Source organism: Micrococcus sp. SL257 (assembly GCF_026625585.1).
Lineage (GTDB): Bacteria > Actinomycetota > Actinomycetes > Actinomycetales > Micrococcaceae > Micrococcus > Micrococcus luteus.
Map to the genome: position 1 here is coordinate 950,158 of NZ_CP113053.1, position 15,905 is coordinate 966,062.

17 protein-coding genes and 2 tRNA genes are annotated in these 15,905 nt (G+C 74.9%); 11 read left to right on the forward strand and 8 right to left on the reverse strand.

Annotation, left to right across the window (positions count from 1 at the left end; all coding sequences use genetic code 11):
* The first annotated feature begins 53 nt into the window (after positions 1-53).
* Positions 54-1,262, forward strand: a complete 1,209-nt coding sequence (locus tag OVA32_RS04445; RefSeq protein WP_098094549.1) for an amidohydrolase — start codon at positions 54-56, stop codon at positions 1,260-1,262.
* 40 nt (positions 1,263-1,302) lie between these two features.
* Here OVA32_RS04445 and OVA32_RS04450 read toward each other — a convergent pair whose 3' ends face one another.
* Positions 1,303-1,932, reverse strand: a complete 630-nt coding sequence (locus OVA32_RS04450) for a hypothetical protein (RefSeq protein ID WP_060974118.1) — start codon at positions 1,930-1,932, stop codon at positions 1,303-1,305.
* A gap of 308 nt (positions 1,933-2,240) precedes the next feature.
* Here OVA32_RS04450 and OVA32_RS04455 point away from each other — a divergent pair, with 308 nt between their 5' ends.
* The 7 genes from OVA32_RS04455 to OVA32_RS04485 all read left to right on the forward strand — a co-directional run bounded on the left by OVA32_RS04455 (position 2,241) and on the right by OVA32_RS04485 (position 7,286).
* A complete protein-coding gene (locus tag OVA32_RS04455; RefSeq protein ID WP_210078971.1) occupies positions 2,241-4,433 on the forward strand; it encodes a DEAD/DEAH box helicase in 2,193 nt (730 codons plus the stop codon).
* A gap of 87 nt (positions 4,434-4,520) precedes the next feature.
* Positions 4,521-4,592 (forward strand) — tRNA-Thr (locus OVA32_RS04460).
* A 60-nt stretch (positions 4,593-4,652) separates the two neighbouring features.
* A tRNA-Met gene (locus OVA32_RS04465) sits at positions 4,653-4,726 on the forward strand.
* Positions 4,727-4,815: 89 nt separating this feature from the next.
* The gene (locus tag OVA32_RS04470; protein WP_041103577.1) at positions 4,816-5,109 is read left to right on the forward strand and encodes a hypothetical protein; all 294 of its coding nucleotides are present in this window, start codon (positions 4,816-4,818) and stop codon (positions 5,107-5,109) included.
* 40 nt (positions 5,110-5,149) lie between these two features.
* Positions 5,150-5,599 (forward strand): FAS1-like dehydratase domain-containing protein, encoded by a 450-nt coding sequence (locus OVA32_RS04475; RefSeq protein ID WP_210078970.1) that lies wholly within the window; start codon positions 5,150-5,152, stop codon positions 5,597-5,599.
* Positions 5,599-6,090, forward strand: coding sequence for a MaoC/PaaZ C-terminal domain-containing protein (locus OVA32_RS04480; protein WP_210078969.1), 492 nt, complete (start codon positions 5,599-5,601; stop codon positions 6,088-6,090). The genes OVA32_RS04475 and OVA32_RS04480 overlap by 1 nt, the downstream gene beginning before the upstream one ends.
* Positions 6,087-7,286: a UDP-N-acetylmuramate dehydrogenase gene (locus OVA32_RS04485; RefSeq protein WP_044659548.1), complete on the forward strand. Its 1,200-nt coding sequence runs from the start codon at positions 6,087-6,089 to the stop codon at positions 7,284-7,286. Before OVA32_RS04480 ends, OVA32_RS04485 begins: the two co-directional genes overlap by 4 nt.
* A gap of 204 nt (positions 7,287-7,490) precedes the next feature.
* Here OVA32_RS04485 and asd read toward each other — a convergent pair whose 3' ends face one another.
* The 7 genes from asd to mshD form a co-directional block, all read right to left on the reverse strand.
* The gene (gene asd, locus OVA32_RS04490; RefSeq protein ID WP_210078967.1) at positions 7,491-8,663 is read right to left on the reverse strand and encodes an aspartate-semialdehyde dehydrogenase; all 1,173 of its coding nucleotides are present in this window, start codon (positions 8,661-8,663) and stop codon (positions 7,491-7,493) included.
* Positions 8,664-8,673: 10 nt separating this feature from the next.
* Entirely contained in the window at positions 8,674-8,904 is a 231-nt protein-coding gene (locus OVA32_RS04495; protein ID WP_210078965.1) for an NF038396 family protein, read from the reverse strand.
* Between the two features lies 1 nt (position 8,905).
* A complete protein-coding gene (locus OVA32_RS04500) occupies positions 8,906-9,466 on the reverse strand; it encodes a dihydrofolate reductase (RefSeq protein ID WP_210078963.1) in 561 nt (186 codons plus the stop codon).
* 21 nt (positions 9,467-9,487) lie between these two features.
* Positions 9,488-10,318 (reverse strand): thymidylate synthase, encoded by an 831-nt coding sequence (locus OVA32_RS04505; protein WP_210078961.1) that lies wholly within the window; start codon positions 10,316-10,318, stop codon positions 9,488-9,490.
* Between the two features lie 82 nt (positions 10,319-10,400).
* A complete protein-coding gene (locus OVA32_RS04510; RefSeq protein ID WP_041103569.1) occupies positions 10,401-10,757 on the reverse strand; it encodes a GNAT family N-acetyltransferase in 357 nt (118 codons plus the stop codon).
* A 75-nt stretch (positions 10,758-10,832) separates the two neighbouring features.
* On the reverse strand, positions 10,833-11,843 hold the full coding sequence (locus OVA32_RS04515; RefSeq protein WP_101967408.1) for an NUDIX hydrolase: 1,011 nt from the start codon (positions 11,841-11,843) through the stop codon (positions 10,833-10,835).
* Between the two features lie 138 nt (positions 11,844-11,981).
* Complete coding sequence (mshD, locus tag OVA32_RS04520; protein ID WP_101967409.1) at positions 11,982-12,935, reverse strand: mycothiol synthase; 954 nt, start codon at positions 12,933-12,935, stop codon at positions 11,982-11,984.
* 101 nt (positions 12,936-13,036) lie between these two features.
* Between mshD and OVA32_RS04525 the strand changes: the two genes are divergently transcribed.
* The 3 genes from OVA32_RS04525 to OVA32_RS04535 all read left to right on the forward strand — a co-directional run bounded on the left by OVA32_RS04525 (position 13,037) and on the right by OVA32_RS04535 (position 15,892).
* Complete coding sequence (locus tag OVA32_RS04525) at positions 13,037-13,843, forward strand: hypothetical protein (RefSeq protein ID WP_250162090.1); 807 nt, start codon at positions 13,037-13,039, stop codon at positions 13,841-13,843.
* Positions 13,844-14,030: 187 nt separating this feature from the next.
* Positions 14,031-14,699, forward strand: a complete 669-nt coding sequence (locus OVA32_RS04530; protein WP_036337900.1) for an FABP family protein — start codon at positions 14,031-14,033, stop codon at positions 14,697-14,699.
* Entirely contained in the window at positions 14,696-15,892 is a 1,197-nt protein-coding gene (locus OVA32_RS04535; RefSeq protein ID WP_101967411.1) for a YgfZ/GcvT domain-containing protein, read from the forward strand. Before OVA32_RS04530 ends, OVA32_RS04535 begins: the two co-directional genes overlap by 4 nt.
* Positions 15,893-15,905 lie beyond the last annotated feature (13 nt).

The following is a 15,905-nucleotide window of genomic DNA, read 5'->3' on the forward strand; positions in this document are numbered from 1 at the left end:
GCCAGAGGTCTAGCGCACGGGTGGGGAGCACCCGGCGGCGTAGTGTGACGGGCATGACCCTCACCGCCTTCGTCAACGCCCATGTCGTCCCCGTCGCCGCCGAGCCGTTCGACGGCGCCCTGCTCGTCGAGGACGGCCGGATCACCGCGCTCGGCCCCGACGTCGAGGCGCCCGACGGCGCCGAGGTGGTGGACTGCGAGGGACGCTGGCTGCTGCCCGGCTTCGTGGACGCGCACGTCCACCTCGGCATGCACGCCGAGGGCGAGGTCGGTGCGACCGCGGACGTCAACGAGATGACGGACCCGGTGATGGCCGGGGTGCGGGCGATCGACGCCGTCGACCCGAACGAGCCGGGCTGGAAGGACGCCCTGGCCGGCGGGGTGACCACCGTGAACGTCAACCCCGGCTCGGGCAACCCGATCGGCGGCCAGGCGGTGGCGCTGCACACCCACGGACGCACCGTGGACGAGATGGTGCTGCGCAGCCCCTCGGGCGTGAAGTCCGCCCTCGGCGAGAACCCGAAGAACGTCTACAAGGAGAAGGGCCGCACCCCGTCCACGCGGCTGGGCACCGCCCTCGTGATCCGCGAGGCGTTCCTGCGGGCGCAGGGCTACATGGCCCGCCGCGCGGAGGCCGAGCGCGAGGGCAAGCCCTTCACCCGCGACCCCCACCTCGACGCCCTCGCCCTCGTCCTGGAGCGCACGATCCCCTGGCGCCAGCACTGCCACCGCACCGACGACGTCGCCACCGCCCTGCGCCTGGCCGACGAGTTCGGCTACGACCTCGTCCTGGACCACGGCACCGAGGCGCACCCGCTGGCCGACCAGCTTGCGGCCCGCGGCGTGCCGGTGCTGATCGGCCCGCTGTTCACCACCAAGTCCAAGCCGGAGCTGCGGGGCCGCTCGATGCGCAATCCGGGGCGTCTGGCGCGGGCCGGCGTCGAGATCAGCATCATCACCGACCACCCGGTGGTGCCCATCGACTTCCTCGTCTACCAGGCGGCGCTGTCGGTGAAGGAGGGCCTGGACCGGGAGACCGCCCTGCGCGCCATCACCCTGCATCCCGCGCGCGTGCTGGGGCTGGACGACCGCATCGGCTCCCTCGAGGTGGGCAAGGATGCCGACCTGGTGCTCTGGTCCGGCGACCCGCTCGATGTCATGCAGCGGGCCCTGCGCGTGTGGATCGGCGGCCGTCAGGTCATGGAGTACGACCTCGCCACGGCCCGGCCCGTCGTCGCCTCCGCCCGTCCCGTGGAGGACTGAGCGGCGCCGCCGCCCGGCGGCGGGGGCGGGACGCGCGGGCTCAGCGCCGCACGCGCGAGCGCACGGGCGGCAGCCAGACGAGCGCGGCGCCCAGGAGCATCACGACGGCGAGGATGATCAGCAGGCCGTTGGCCCGCAGGAACGCGGGGGCGGCCAGCAGGACGGCGATGAACGTCAGGGTCCCGATCGCCGAACGACGGCGGCGCAGCAGACCGATCCAGCCCCACAGGGACGCCGCGGCCAGCAGGGCGACGGCGGTGCCCATCGTGAACTGCCCCGTCGCGCCGCCCAGCACGCCCACCGACTCCATGCCGGTGAGCGGATCGATGACGGGCTCGCCGCTGTCCTGTGCGCGGGCCCCGTTCCAGAGGAACGCGCCCGCGATGCCGATCAGCACCACGGTGACCGCGAGCCAGTAGAGGCGCGCGACCTTCAGGAGCGGGTGGACGAGGCCGGCGTCGGACTCGGCCGCGTCCCGCGCGACCAGGTCGCGCTCGCGGTCCGCGCGGCGCCGTTCCAGGCGCTCCTCGTCCTCGGCGGTGAGGCGGGCGCGCTCGGCGCGCAGCCGTGCGTCGTCGGCCCGCTGATTCTCCCGGAAGGACTGGGCGGCGCGGCCGGCGGCCCGGCCGAGCCCGCGGGCGAGGGGGCGGTCTTCGCTGTTCTGGGGCACGTGCCGAGCCTATCGTCCCGGCCGGTGAGCGACCGGGGTGTCCGAGGGCACAGCCCACCCCGCAGCCCGGTGGCGTAGACTGATCAGACCGGATCCGGTCTTTCCCCTGTGATGAGTGAGCGTGGACGCGTGTGCCACGCCGGACTGCAGATGTCTGTGCAGATGTGTGTGCGGGCCACGAACGTCGTGGCCCTCGGGGGCTGCCGGGTGGACGGAATCATCTGACCCAGCTGGCCCCTGCGCCCCACGACGTCGACCCGCGACCGACGTCCTCCGGCGTGCGCCCGCGCATCCCCCCAGGAGGACCCATGTCCGACATCCTCGATCCCCAGACCACCGCCGAGGCCCCGACCGCCGCGCCCGTGGAGACCGCCCCCGAGGCGGAGACCGTCGCCCCCGAGCTCGCCGAGGCTGAGCTGGAGGCCACCGGGACCGTCCCGCAGGTCGACGCCGCCGAGCCCGCCGCCCCCGAGGCCCCGGCCGAGCCCGACGCCCCCGAGGCTCCCGCCGAGCCCGCCGGCCCCACCTTCCTGGACCTCGGCCTGGATGCCCGCGTCCTGGCAGCCGTCGAGGACCTGGGCTACACCGCGCCCTCGCCCATCCAGGAGGCGACCATCCCCCTGCTGCTCGCGGGCCGCGACGTCGTGGGCCTGGCCCAGACCGGCACCGGCAAGACCGGCGCGTTCGCGCTGCCGGCCCTGTCCCGCCTCGCCGAGACCACGGACGTGACCGGGCGCGCGGACACCCCGCAGGTGCTCGCGCTCGCCCCGACCCGCGAGCTCGCCCTCCAGGTGGCCGACGCCTTCGACAGCTACGCCAAGCACCTCGACGACGTCTCCGTGCTCGCCGTGTACGGCGGCTCCCCCTACGGACCGCAGCTGGCCGGACTGCGCCGGGGCGCGCAGGTCGTCGTCGGCACGCCGGGCCGCGTGATCGACCACCTCGAGCGCGGCTCGCTGGACCTGTCCGACCTGCAGACCCTCGTGCTGGACGAGGCGGACGAGATGCTGCGCATGGGCTTCGCGGAGGAGGTGGACCGCATCCTCGCCTCCACCCCGGACACGAAGCAGACCGCGCTGTTCTCCGCCACCATGCCCCCGGCCATCCGCCGCATCTCCGCCCAGTACCTGAACGCGCCGGAGGAGGTGGCCGTCGCCCGTCAGTCGACGACGTCGGCCACCATCCGCCAGCGCTACCTGCAGGTGGGCCACCAGTGGAAGTTCGAGGCCCTGAGCCGGATCCTCGAGACCGAGGAGCACGACGGCGTCATCGCCTTCGTGCGCACCCGTGCCGGCACCGAGGAGCTCGCCCAGAAGCTCACGCGCGCCGGGTTCAAGGCCGTGGCCATCTCCGGCGACGTCGCCCAGAAGCAGCGCGAGAAGACCGTGGAGGACCTGAAGGCCGGCCGCGTGGACATCCTCGTAGCCACCGACGTCGCCGCCCGCGGCCTCGACGTCGAGCGCATCTCGCTCGTGGTCAACTACGACATTCCGCAGGACGCGGAGTCCTACGTGCACCGCATCGGCCGCACCGGCCGCGCCGGCCGGCAGGGCGACGCCGTGCTCTTCATGACCCCGCGCGAGCGCTTCCTGCTCAAGCAGATCGAGCGGACCACCCGCCAGCAGGTCGAGGAGATGGCCGTGCCCTCCGTCGCCGACGTCAACGCGGCCCGCAAGCGCCGCTTCGCCGACGGCATCACCCGCACCCTCGAGCGCGCCTCGGAGGAGGAGCTGGCGGTGTTCGGTGAGATCGTCGCCGCGTACGTCGACGAGCACGAGGTCGAGCCGGCGCGTGTGGCCGCCGCGCTGGGCATGATGGCCCAGGGCGGCCGCCCGCTGCTGGCCCGCGAGCAGGAGATCCCGTTCGGCGGCGCCCGCGGCCGCAAGGACCGCGACGGCGGCCGCGAGGGTGGGCGCGACGGCGGCCGTGAGCGCGGCACGAGTGACGGCCGCGGCTCGCGTGGCCCGGCCCGGGAGCCCGCGGCCGGCAACGCGACGTACTGGATCGCCGTCGGCCACCAGGACCGCGTGCGGCCGGGCAACATCGTGGGCGCGCTGGCGAACGAGGTGGGCCTGCCCGCCTCGGCCATCGGCGCGATCGACCTGCGCGGCAGCCACTCGCTCGTCGAGTTGCCGGCGGACCTGACCGCGGCCCAGCTCGAGGCCGCGGCCAACGCGGAGATCAACGGCCGTCGCCTCGGCCTGCGCAAGGACACCGGTCGCCCGACCCGCGCCGAGCGCGACGGCGAGGACCGCGGTGAGCGCCGCGGCGGCTTCCGCAAGGACCGCGGCGAGCGCGGCGGCTTCCGCGGGGACCGCGACGGCGGCCAGCGCGGCGGGTACCGCAAGGACCGGGACGACCGCGGCTCCCGCGAGGATCGTGGCGGCTTCCGCAAGGACCGGGACGACCGCAGCTTCCGCGGCGACCGCGGGGGACGCCCCGGCGGCCGCAAGCCCCGCTGGGGCGCCCAGGAGCGCTCGGATCGGGGCGCCCGCCGCTGATCCGGCCGGGGTGCGGACCCCGCCGGAGGCCGTGACCGGGGCCGATTTTGCATCGGCCCCGGGGCCCTGGTAGAGTCTCACCTCGTTGCCCCGATAGCTCAGTGGTAGAGCGCCATCTTGGTAAGATGGAGGTCCCGGGATCGATTCCCGGTCGGGGCTCTGACATGAGAGCCCGCCCTCGCGGCGTGAAAACCGTGAGTGCGGGCGTTCTCGTGTCGTGGCGGCGTAGCTCAGCTGGTTAGAGCGCACGACTCATAATCGTGAGGTCGGGGGATCGAGTCCCCCCGCCGCTACGGAATCGGACGGACCCGGTCACCTCCTCGGAGGGGCCGGGTCCTTTCGCGTTCCGGGGCCCGTCCGTCGCCCCGGTAGCCTGGCGGGCATGTCCACGCGTCGCCCCGCCCACCAGCCCACCCGCGGCACCGCCGCGCCCCGCGGCTTCGTCTCCCCGTGGGAGCACGGCTCCCGGCTGTACCGGACCCTCGTGCTGACCGGCTCCGCGCTGTTCCTCGTGGGGATCGTGCTGGCGGTCGTCGGCGGGACCACCGGACGCCTCGCCGTCTCCGGGACCGCCCTGGGCGTGCTCGGCGCGGGCGTCGCCGTGCACCTGTCCGCCCAGCTCGTGCGCTTCCGCCAGGCCGCCCGCCGGCAGGGGGAGCGGCGCCCCGGCCGTTAGGCTGGACGGCAGTCGAGAACCGTCCCGCAGGAGGCCCGAGTTGAGCGTGAACCCCGACGTCGCCGGGCGGAGCTATCCGCCCGCGCCCCCCTTCCAGGTCGGTCGTGAGGCGGTCCGCGGCTTCGCCGAGGCCGTGCAGGCCCAGCACCCCGCGCACCACGACGTCGCGGCCGCCCGGGCCCTGGGACACGCCGACCTGGTCGCCCCGCCGACCTTCGCCGTCGTCATCGCCCAGCGCGCCGAGGCCGCCGTCGTCGCCGATTCCGAGCTGGGGATCGACTTCTCGCGCGTGGTCCACGCGGACGAGCGCTTCGTCCACCACCGCCCGCTGGTGGCCGGGGACGAGGTCGTGGCGACCGTGCGGGTCGAGGCCGTGAAGTCCCTCGGCGGCAACCGCATGGTCACCACCGTCACCGAGATCGCGGATCTGGACGGCGCGCCCGTCTCCACCGTCACGTCCACCCTGCTGGTCCGGGGAGAGGAGTCCTGATGAGCACCGCCCCCCGCCTGTCCGACCTCGCCCGGGGCGAGGTGGTCGGCACGCGCACCGTCACGTTCACCCGCGCCGACCTCGTCGCCTACGCGGGTGCCTCCGGCGACCGCAACCCGATCCACTGGTCCCCGTCGTTCGCCGAGCACGTCGGCCTGCCCGGCGTCATCGCCCACGGGATGCTCACCATGGGCGCGGCCGTGCAGCTCGTCTCGGACTGGGCGGGCGACCCGGGCGCCGTCGTCGACTACCAGACCCGCTTCACCGGCATGGTGCCCGTCGCGGACACCACGGGGCGCACGGACGACGACGGCGCGCCCGTCCCCGGCGCCACGCTCGAGGTCGTCGGTACGGTCGGCGCCGTGGACGAGGCCGCCGGGACCGTGCGGATCGACCTGAACGTCACCAACCCGGGCGCGGCGAAGCCGCGCGTGCTGACCAAGGCGCAGGCCGTGGTGCGCCTGGCCGACCCCGCGGGGGAGAGCGCGTGAGCGAGCGGCTGGCGGACCACACCACCACCCGCGTCGGCGGGCCCGCGCGCGCGTGGGTCACCGCGCGCACCGAGGCTGAGGCGATCGAGGCCGTGCGCGCCGCCGACGCGGCGGGCGAGCCCCTGTTCGTCCTCGGCGGCGGTTCCAACACCCTCATGGCGGACTCCGGCTTCCCCGGCACCGTCGTGCGGCTGGCCTTCGAGGGCATCGGGGTACTGGACGGGCCGGTGCCCGGCGAGGGTGAGGCGCCGCCCGTCGGCGACGGGGCCCGGCTCGCGGACCACGAGGGGGAGGCCGTCGTCGTGCGGGTCGCGGCGGGCCATCCGTGGGACGACGCCGTCGCATGGACCGTGGCGCACGGGCTCGGCGGGATCGAGGCGCTCTCGGGCATCCCGGGCTCGGCCGGCGCGACGCCCGTGCAGAACGTCGGCGCGTACGGTGCGGACGTCTCGCAGGTGCTCGTCGCCCTGCGCGCGTGGGACCGGGAGGCGGGCGACGTCGTCGAGCTGACGCCCGCGGACCTGCGCTTCGGCTACCGCGACTCCGTGATCAAGCGCTCCATGCTGGAGACCGGCGCGCCGAGTCCCCGGTGGATCGTGCTCTCGATCGACCTGCGGCTGCGCCGTGCCTCCTCCGACGCCGAGCCGACGGCGCCGGTCCGCTACGGGCAGCTGGCGGCCGCGCTCGACGTCGAGGAGGGCGCCCATGCCCCGCTCGCGGTGGTCCGCCGCGAGGTGCTGGCCCTGCGGGCCGCCAAGGGGATGGTGTCCGATCCGGCGGACCCGGACACGTGGTCCACGGGCAGCTACTTCACAAACCCGATCGTGCCCGCGTCCGTGCGGGCCTCCCTGCCCGACGGCGCCCCGGCGTTCGCCGCCGGCCAGGCCGAGGACGGGACGCCGCTCGTGAAGCTCTCGGCGGCCTGGCTGATCGATCGCGCGGGCTTCGCGAAGGGCTTCGGGCTGCCCGAGGTCGCCCCCCGCGAGGGCGGGCCGGACGGCCGCGGAGCCGACGGCACCGGCCTGGCCGGGGGCCGCGCGTCGGTGTCCACGAAGCACACCCTCGCCATGACCAACCGCGGCGACGCGACCACCGAGGACGTCCTGACGGTCGCGCGCACCGTGCGCGACGGCGTGCGCGAACGCTTCGGCGTCGAGCTGCACCCCGAGCCGATGATCATCGGCACCAGCCTCTGACCCCTCACTTTCGTTCGGGAAACGGCGCCCCCAGGAGTGCTTTCGTTCGGGAAACGGCGCCCCTTGGCGGGGCGGGCGCCGTTTCCCGAACGACAACGACCGAACACCCGCCGTTTCCCGAACGAAAACGGGGGCCGGGGGCGGGGGGCCGGGTACGGGGGCCGGGGCTGGGCCGGGTGCGCGCCGCCGCGCCGGCGTCGCGGCTCAGAGGTTGCCGGTGGCGATCATCAGCATGCGACGCACGGGCTCGGCCGCACCCCACAGCAGCTGGTCGCCGACGGTGAACGCCGAGAGGTACTCGGGACCCATGTTGAGCTTGCGCAGCCGGCCGACGGGGATCTGCAGGGTGCCGGTCGCGGCGATCGGGGTCAGGTCGGTGACCGTGGCCTCCTTGGTGTTCGGCACCACCTGCACCCACTCGTTGTCCGCGGCGATGATCTGCTCGACCTCATCCAGCGGCACGTCCCGGGTGAGCTTGAGGGTGAGGGCCTGCGAGTGGGAGCGCATGGCGCCGATCCGCACGCACAGCGAGTCGAACGGGATCCGGTCCGCCCCGGTCAGTCCGAGCACCTTGTTGGTCTCGTCGTAGGCCTTGCGCTCCTCGCGGGAGACGCCGTCGCCCAGGTCGGAGTCGATCCAGGGGATCAGCGAGCCGCCCAGCGGCACGCCGAACTGCGTCGAGTCCAGGCCGCCGCGCTGCAGCTCGATCACCTTGCGGTCGATCTCGAGGATAGCCGACGCCGGATCGGCCAGCTCGGCGCGCACCGCGCCGCCCAGCTCGGCGTACTGGGTGAGCAGCTCGCGCATGTGCCGGGCGCCGCCGCCGGAGGCCGCCTGATAGGTCATGGCGGTGCCCCACTCGACCAGGCCCGCCTTGAACAGGCCACCCAGGCCCATGAGCATGCAGGACACGGTGCAGTTGCCGCCGATGAAGTCCTTCGTCCCGTTCGCCAGGGCGGCGTCGATCACGCCGCGGTTCACGGGGTCCAGTGCGATCACGGAGGTGTCCGCCATGCGCAGGGTGGAGGCGGCGTCGATCCAGATGCCGTCCCAGCCGGCGGCGCGCAGCTTCGGGTACACGGCCTGCGTGTAGTCCCCGCCCTGCGCGGTGAGGATCACGGGCAGGGCCCTGAGCGCGTCCACGTCGTACGCGTCCTGGAGCACGCCCGGGTCGCCGGCCATGCCCTCGAGCACGGGCGCGGGACCGCCGGCGTTGGACGTGGAGAAGAAGACGGGATGGAGACGGGCGAAGTCGCCCTCCTCGGCCATGCGCTGCAGGAGGACGGACCCCACCATGCCACGCCAGCCGACCAGACCCACGGTGGGCACGGCGGCCGCGTCGGGGGCGTTCACAGATGCGGGGGCAGCGGAAGTCATGCCCTCCAGGCTAGCGGCCCTGCTGCGCGCGCTTCCGCTTGTTCCACGCGATGAGACCGCCCACGGCGAACACCTGGGTCAGCACGAGCAGGAACACCAGCCCGGCGAGGGTCTTGCCCTGCAGCACGAGGATCAGCCCGAACACGGCGCACACGAACGCCAGCACGGGCAGGGCGACGAGCGCGAGGAACGAGACCGCCTGCGGGGAGAGCAGACGCTGGTCGGAGTCGGTCGGGGCCATGTCAGTCGCGTTCCCATCGTTCGAAGCGGTGGCGCGGGCCGGAGGCGGAGTCCAGCCACGCGTCGGGGGCGGGGTCGACGGCGGTGCGCCGCCAGCGGGCGTCGAGCAGCGGGGCGTGCGTGTCGCCGTCGACGTCCGCGTCGATCACGGTCACCTCGGCGCGCGAGGCCACGTCGAGGGCCTGCTCGTAGAGGGTCGCCCCGCCGATCACCCACACGGTGTCACAGCCGTCGGCCTCGGCCGCGGCGGCCAGGGCCGCCCCGAAGTCCGGCACGACGACGGCACCCGCGGCCCGCAGCTCCGCGCCGGCCTCCTCGGTGGCCGTCAGGGTGCGGGAGACCACGATGTTCGTGCGCCCGGGCAGCGGGCGGAACCGCGCCGGGAACGACTCCCACGTGCGCCGGCCCATGATCACGGGGTGGCCGTGCGTGTGGGCCCGGAAGTTCGCGAGGTCCTCGGGGACGTGCCACGGCATGGTGCCGTCGCGGCCGATGACGCGCTCGGGGGTCTGGGCCCAGATCATGGCGATCACGGGCTCGGTGGGACGGGTGGCCCGGCTCATGGGTCGCTGCGCATCCTCGGCTCAGACGGCGATCGGCGCCGTGATGGTGGGGTGGTGACGGTAGTCGAGGACCTCGAAGTCCTCGTAGTCGTAGTCGAAGATCGACGCGGGGGTGCGCCGCAGCCGCAGCCGCGGGTACGGGTACGGGTCGCGGGAGAGCTGCTCGCGTACCTGCTCCTCGTGGTTCGCGTAGATGTGCACGTCCCCGCCGGTCCACACGAACTCGCCGGGCGTCAACCCGGTCTGCTGCGCGACCATCACCGTGAGCAGCGCGTACGAGGCGATGTTGAACGGCACGCCGAGGAACAGGTCCGCCGAGCGCTGGTAGAGCTGGCATGAGAGCCGCCCGGGGGCGCCGTCCTGACCGGGGGAGACGTAGAACTGGAATAGCGCGTGGCACGGCGGCAGCGCCATCTCGTCCACCTCGGCGGGGTTCCACGCGGTGACGATGTGCCGGCGCGAGTCGGGGTTCGTCCGGATCTGCTCCACGACCTTGGCGATCTGGTCGATGTGGCCCCCGTCCGGGGTGGGCCACGAGCGCCACTGCACGCCGTAGACGGGGCCGAGCTCGCCGTCCTCGTCCGCCCACTCGTTCCAGATCCGCACGCCGCGCTCCTGGAGCCACCGCACGTTCGAGTCCCCGCGCAGGAACCACAGCAGCTCGAGCGCGACCGACTTGAAGTGCACGCGCTTGGTGGTGATCAGCGGGAAGGACTCGGCCAGGTCGAAGCGCAGCTGGCGGCCGAACACGCTGCGCGTGCCCGTGCCGGTCCGGTCCGTCTTGACGGCCCCGTGGGCCATCACGTCGGCGAGGAGGTCCTCGTAGGGGGTCGGGATGCTCACCCGGTCCACTCTAGCGATCCGAGCGGACGCGCTGAGCGTCGTGGACGGCCCGGCGGAGGCGGGTACCGGCAGGGCAGGGCCCCGCCCCCGGTCAGCCGTGGAAGACCATGTCCTGGTACTCGGGGTAGCGGCGCAGGTAGTCCTCCACGTAGGAGCACTCGGGCACGATCCGGTCACCCTCCGCGCGCAGCCGGTCCAGGACCATGGTCACGAGGGCGCGGGCATAACCGCGGCGGCCGAACTGCTCGTCGATGATGGTGTGCTGCAGGCGCAGGACCACGGTGTCCTCGCCGTCCGCGCCGCGCACGGTCTCCTGGTCGTAGCCGAGGAACCCGATGAAGGTCCCGTCCTGGCGCAGCTCGAAGCGCTGACGGTCCGGGTCCCGGGTCACCGTGAGGCGCTCGTGGACGATCTTCTCGGGCTGGCTCTGGGCGGCGGTGTTCTCCATGACCCGAGCCTAGGGCCGGGGGCGGGCCCGCTCAACGGTGGCCCGGTCGTGCGGGCCGAGGCCGGCGCGGGCGGCTCAGTCGTCCCAGGGGTCGTAGACCTCGACGGCCACCACGTCGCCGTCGAGGTCGAGCGCGCGGTGCGCCACGAGCACAGCGCCGGGCCGCAGCCACGGGTCCTCGGTCGGCAGGGCCCGCAGCACGCGGTCCGCCTGGCCGGCGGCCGCGTCCTCGACCACCTCGAACAGCGTCGGCAGCACCGGCCGGTGCGTGCACACGACCAGCGGCCGGGAGCGGCCCATGAGCTCGGCCATCACCTTGCGGGTCTTCTTGGGCTTCTCCCGGGCCGTGGTCTCCGTGAACGCGCCATTGGTCTTCAGCGGCAGCCGGCTGGACTTCACGAGCGGGGCCAGCGTCTCCACGCAGCGGCGCCACGGGGAGGAGACCAGCCGCTCCGGCCGCCAGGCCGACACGAGGCCCTCGACAGCGAGCGCCTGCCGCCGGCCCGTCGCCGCCAGCGGGCGCTCCTGCTCGGCGCGGGACCACGAGGAGCGGGGCTTGGCCTTGGCGTGGCGCAGCACCAGCAGCGGCACGGTCCGCAGGCGCCCCCGGGAGGCGGCACGCAGCAGCAGCTCGAGCGGTTCGCGATCCGAGTCGTTCGTCAGCAGCCGCCGGGCCTCGTCCGGCCCGACCCAGCGGACCTCGTCCACCTCGTCGCCGTCGGGCAGGGCGCGCTGGCCGTCGACCTCGGCGGCCCAGTACCAGACCTCCTTGCTCAGACGTGCGCCCCGCTTGCCGGGCACCTCGTACGCGGTCACGCACAGCGGGATGCCCGGCCGCAGCTCCAGGCCGACCTCCTCGCGCAGCTCGCGCACCGCGCACTCCGGCAGCGTCTCACCCGGATCAAGCTTGCCCTTGGGCCACGACCAGTCGTCGTAGCGGGGCCGGTGGATCACCATCACCTCGAGGCCGCCGGGCACGCGGCGCCACGGCAGCATGCCGGCGGCCAGCACCTCGGCGCGGGGGCCTTCCGAGACACGGTCCTCCGTGGACCAGCGGGCGACGCGGTCGGCGTGGGACGAGGGCATGGGGCGGGTTCCTCTCGGGGTGCGGCGGCCGCGACGACTGCTGGGGCAGGGCACGGGGCGTGGCCGACCCCGCGGGGGCCGGCCACACCAGGATACGAGGCCGCCGGGATGTGCCCGGCCGGCCCCCGCCCGAGGGTCTCAGGGGCGGCGGTACTGGGCGTCGGCGGCGAACAGCTCGAAGCCGAGGGACGCGTAGAGCGCGACGGCGGCCGTGTTGTCCGCGTCCACGTACAGGTCCACGACGTCGACTCCCTGTTCCGCCATCCGGTGCAGCCCCGCCAGCGTCAGGGCCCGACCGAGGCCGAGGCCCTGGGCGTCGGGGGAGACGCCCACGGCGTACACCTCCCCGACGCGCGGGCCGTCGGCTCCGGCATCCGGCTCCACCTTCGTCCAGTGGAAGCCGAGCAGCCGCCCGTCCGCCTCGCGGGCGGCGAGCAGGAGGCCGTCGGCGTCGAACCAGTCCTCCGCCATGCGGTCGTCGAGGTCGGCGCGGGTCAGGCTGCCCTGTTCGGGGTGGTCCGCGAAGGCGGCGGCGTTCACGTCCAGCCAGGCCTGCTCGTCCTGGCCGGGGACGAAGCCGCGCAGGGCCACCCCGTCGGCGAGCCGCACCTCCGGCAGGGCCGCGAGCGCCGCGTGCGACAGGCGCATCCGGCGCAGCTCGCGGACGGGCTCGAGGCCGTGCCGCCGGGCGAGCCGGACCGCCCCCGGGAGCATGCCGTGGGCCCAGACGCTCGTGGTCTCCTCCCGAGCCAGGTCCCGGACCGCGGCGGCCGCGGCGTCGGCCAGGACCGTCCCCCGGCCGGTGCGGCGTGCGGTCGGGTCGACGACGAGCTCGAGCACCGCCGCCGCGCCCTCGGGCACGAGCACGGCCGCCCCGTCGATCGCCCCGTCCGGGCCCCGGGTGGCCCCCCACCAGAGCTGCCCGCCGCGGGCGAGCAGCACGCGCGTCTGGTCCGACAGCGGGGGATGACCGTCCGCCGCCCCGGCGCGGTCGGCCAGGTCCAGGACGGCGCTCGCCTCCTCCGGGCGCGGGGTGACGACGCGCGGCATGCCGTCAGCGTCGGAGGTCGTGGGGGTGGGGTGTTCGGCCATGCCGGCCACCCTACGGAAGGAGGACGGTGGCCCGCGAGGTGCGCCCCGCCGTCGCCCGCCCAGGGCCGAGCCGGTGCGCACCTGGCAGGATGGGGCAGGTGATGCGCTTGTCCATGGCCCTGAGTGCGGCCGTCGCCGCCCTCGTCCTGGGCGGTGCCGCGTTGCTGGGCCCGGTCCCCGCCGCCCTCGCCGCCGCCGTCGTGATCCTGGTCATCGCCTGGGGCTGGCCGCGGCAGATGGGGGCGCCCGCGCGCCTCTCGCTCAGCGTCACCCTGGCCGTCGCCGGGGGCATCGCGGTGCTGCTCATGCTGCTGTGGCCGCCGCTCGAGGACGGCCACAGCGGGGCCTGGACGCTCTTCGAGCCGCTCGCCGTCGTCGTCGCCTGGAGCACCATGGCCTCGTTTGTCGTCCAGCTGGTGCGCGGGACCGGCCGGCCGCTGCGCCTCGAGTCCACCGTCGCCACGATGGGCGGGGCGTTCATGGCCGTCGTGACGGCGTGCTGGGTGGCCGTCTCACGCTGGAGCGACACCCCCGCGGTCGCCGGGCTGGTCATCACGCTGGCGGTCACGGTGGCCGCGGTCTCCCTCGTCGGCCTCACCCCGTGGATGCAGGGCCGGCCGGGAGTCCTGGCGCTCGTGGTCATCCCCCTCAGCACGGTGCTCGCGTGGCCCGTCTCCGCGCTGGCCGGCGTGGGCGCCCGGGACCGGCCGGCCGTCATGGCCGCGGCGCTCGCGGTGGCCGTGCTGGTGTCCCTGACCGCCGCCACGGCGCCGTCGTCGCGGCCGCGACCCGAGGACCGGCCGGTGGGCACCACCCTGCGCCCGCGCCGGGCGGGCTACGCCCTCGCGTTGGCGCCCGTGGGCGCGGCCGGCGTCGTGGCGCACGTCATGGTGGGCTTCCTGGCCTGACAGGTCGGGCCCGCTCGGTAGGATGTCCCGCATGGATACCCTTCTTGCGCTCGAGATCTTCTTCCTGGCCCTCGTGGTCCTGGCCGGCCTGGGGATGGCCGCCGTCGCCGCGGTCGTCATCAGCGGCCTCTTCAAGGGCCAGCGCTGAGGACGCGCGGCCCGCTGTCGGGCCGCGCCGTGATCTGCCATGGCGACTGAACTCCCCTACGACCTCACCCCCGAGCTCGCGCCCCTGTCCTGGCTCATCGGCAGCTGGGAGGGCCAGGGTCGCCTCGGCGACGGCTCCGCCGGCACCGAGATCTTCTACCAGCGGGTGGACTTCACCGAGCACGGTCTGCCGTTCGTCGAGTACCGCGCGGAGTCGTGGCTGTGCGAGGCGGACGGCACGCTGCTGCGTCCGCTGACCGTGGAGTCCGGCTTCTGGCAGGTGGACCGGGCGCGGCGCGACGGTGACGTCGGCCCCGGCATGCGCCCGGCGGACATCGTCCCCGCGTTCCGCTCCGCCGAGGACGTCGAGCGGCTGCGCGCCGGCGACGAGGGCTTCGGCCTGACCGCCACCATCACGCATCCGGGCTCGCTGTCCGAGCTGTACTACGGCCGCATCAAGGGCCCGCAGCTGCAGCTGGCCACGGACGCGGTCCTGCGTGGCTCCGCCGCCGGCCCGTACCACCGGGCCACCCGCATGGCCGGTCTCGTGAACGGGCAGCTGTTCTGGCGCTGGGACGTCGCGGACGCCGCGGGCGCCGAGCTCGAGGCGCACGCCTCCGCCATCCTGGACCGCATGCCGAGCGCGGCCGAGGGTCGGCTCGCTCCGGGGGCCGAGCGTCCTCGCGGGGCTCGCGGGGAGCAGTCGTGACGACCTCCCGCAGCCCGCTGCTGGACCTGGCCGTGGCCGAGCCGCAGGGGCCGGCCGGCGGCGCCGTCGAGGGCCGCGGCCCGGACGCCGGCGTCGCCGCGCACTACGGTCGCCCCCTGCCCGAGCAGCGCGCCCTCGCCCGGGGCCGCGCCCTGGTCGACCTCTCCCACCGGGCCGTGCTCTCCGTGTCCGGCCCGGACCGGCTGAGCTGGCTGCACACGCTCGGCACGCAGCACGTCGAGACGCTGCCCCCCGGCACGAGCACCGAGATCCTCTTCCTCGACGTGCAGGGGCGGATCGAGCACGCCGCCCACCTGCTCGAGGACGGTACCGCGGCCTGGCTCGTCACGGACCGCGAGGACGGCCCGGGCCTGGCCGCGTGGCTCACCTCGATGCGCTTCTCCCACGACGTCACGCTGCGGGACCACACCGGGGCGGTCGCCGTCGTGGGCGCCACCGCGCCCGTGCCCGGCTGGGAGGACCGCACCGTGTGGCTGGACCCGTGGCCGCGCGTCGGCGCGGGCGGCTGGGCCTACACGGCCGATCCGGATCCGGCGACCCACCCGGGTGCGGACTGGTCCTGGCGCGAGTACCTCGTCACCCGGGCCGACCTCGAGGCCACCGTCCGCGCGCTCGGCACGGGCGTGCTCGCGGGCTGGTCCCTGGCGGGCACGACGGCGGCCGAGGCGCTGCGCATCGAGGCCGGCCGCCCCCGCCGGGCCCTCGACGTGGACGACCGCGCGATCCCGCACGAGCTGGACCTGCTGCGCACCGCCGTGCACCTCGAGAAGGGCTGCTACCGCGGTCAGGAGACCGTGGCGCGCGTGCACAACCTGGGCCGCCCGCCCCGCCGCCTCACCCGCCTGCTCCTGGACGGCTCCGTCCACGCGCTCCCCGAGCACGGTGCCCCCGTGATCCTCCGGCCGGCCGAGGACACGCCCGAGGCCCGCGCCGCCGCCCGTCCGGTGGGGACGGTCACCGCCGCGGCCCAGCACCATGAGGCGGGCGCCGTCGCCCTGGCGCTGCTCAAGCGCACGGTGCCCGTGGACGCCGAGCTGCTGGTCCGCGAGGACGGTGTCGCCGAGGACGGTGTCGCCGAGGGCGGCTGGATCGCCGCGAGCCAGGAGCCGCTCGTGTCCCCGGACGCCGGGCAGGTCGTCGGCCGACCGCGCGGCGTGGGCCGCCTGCGCTGACCGACTCTCCCGC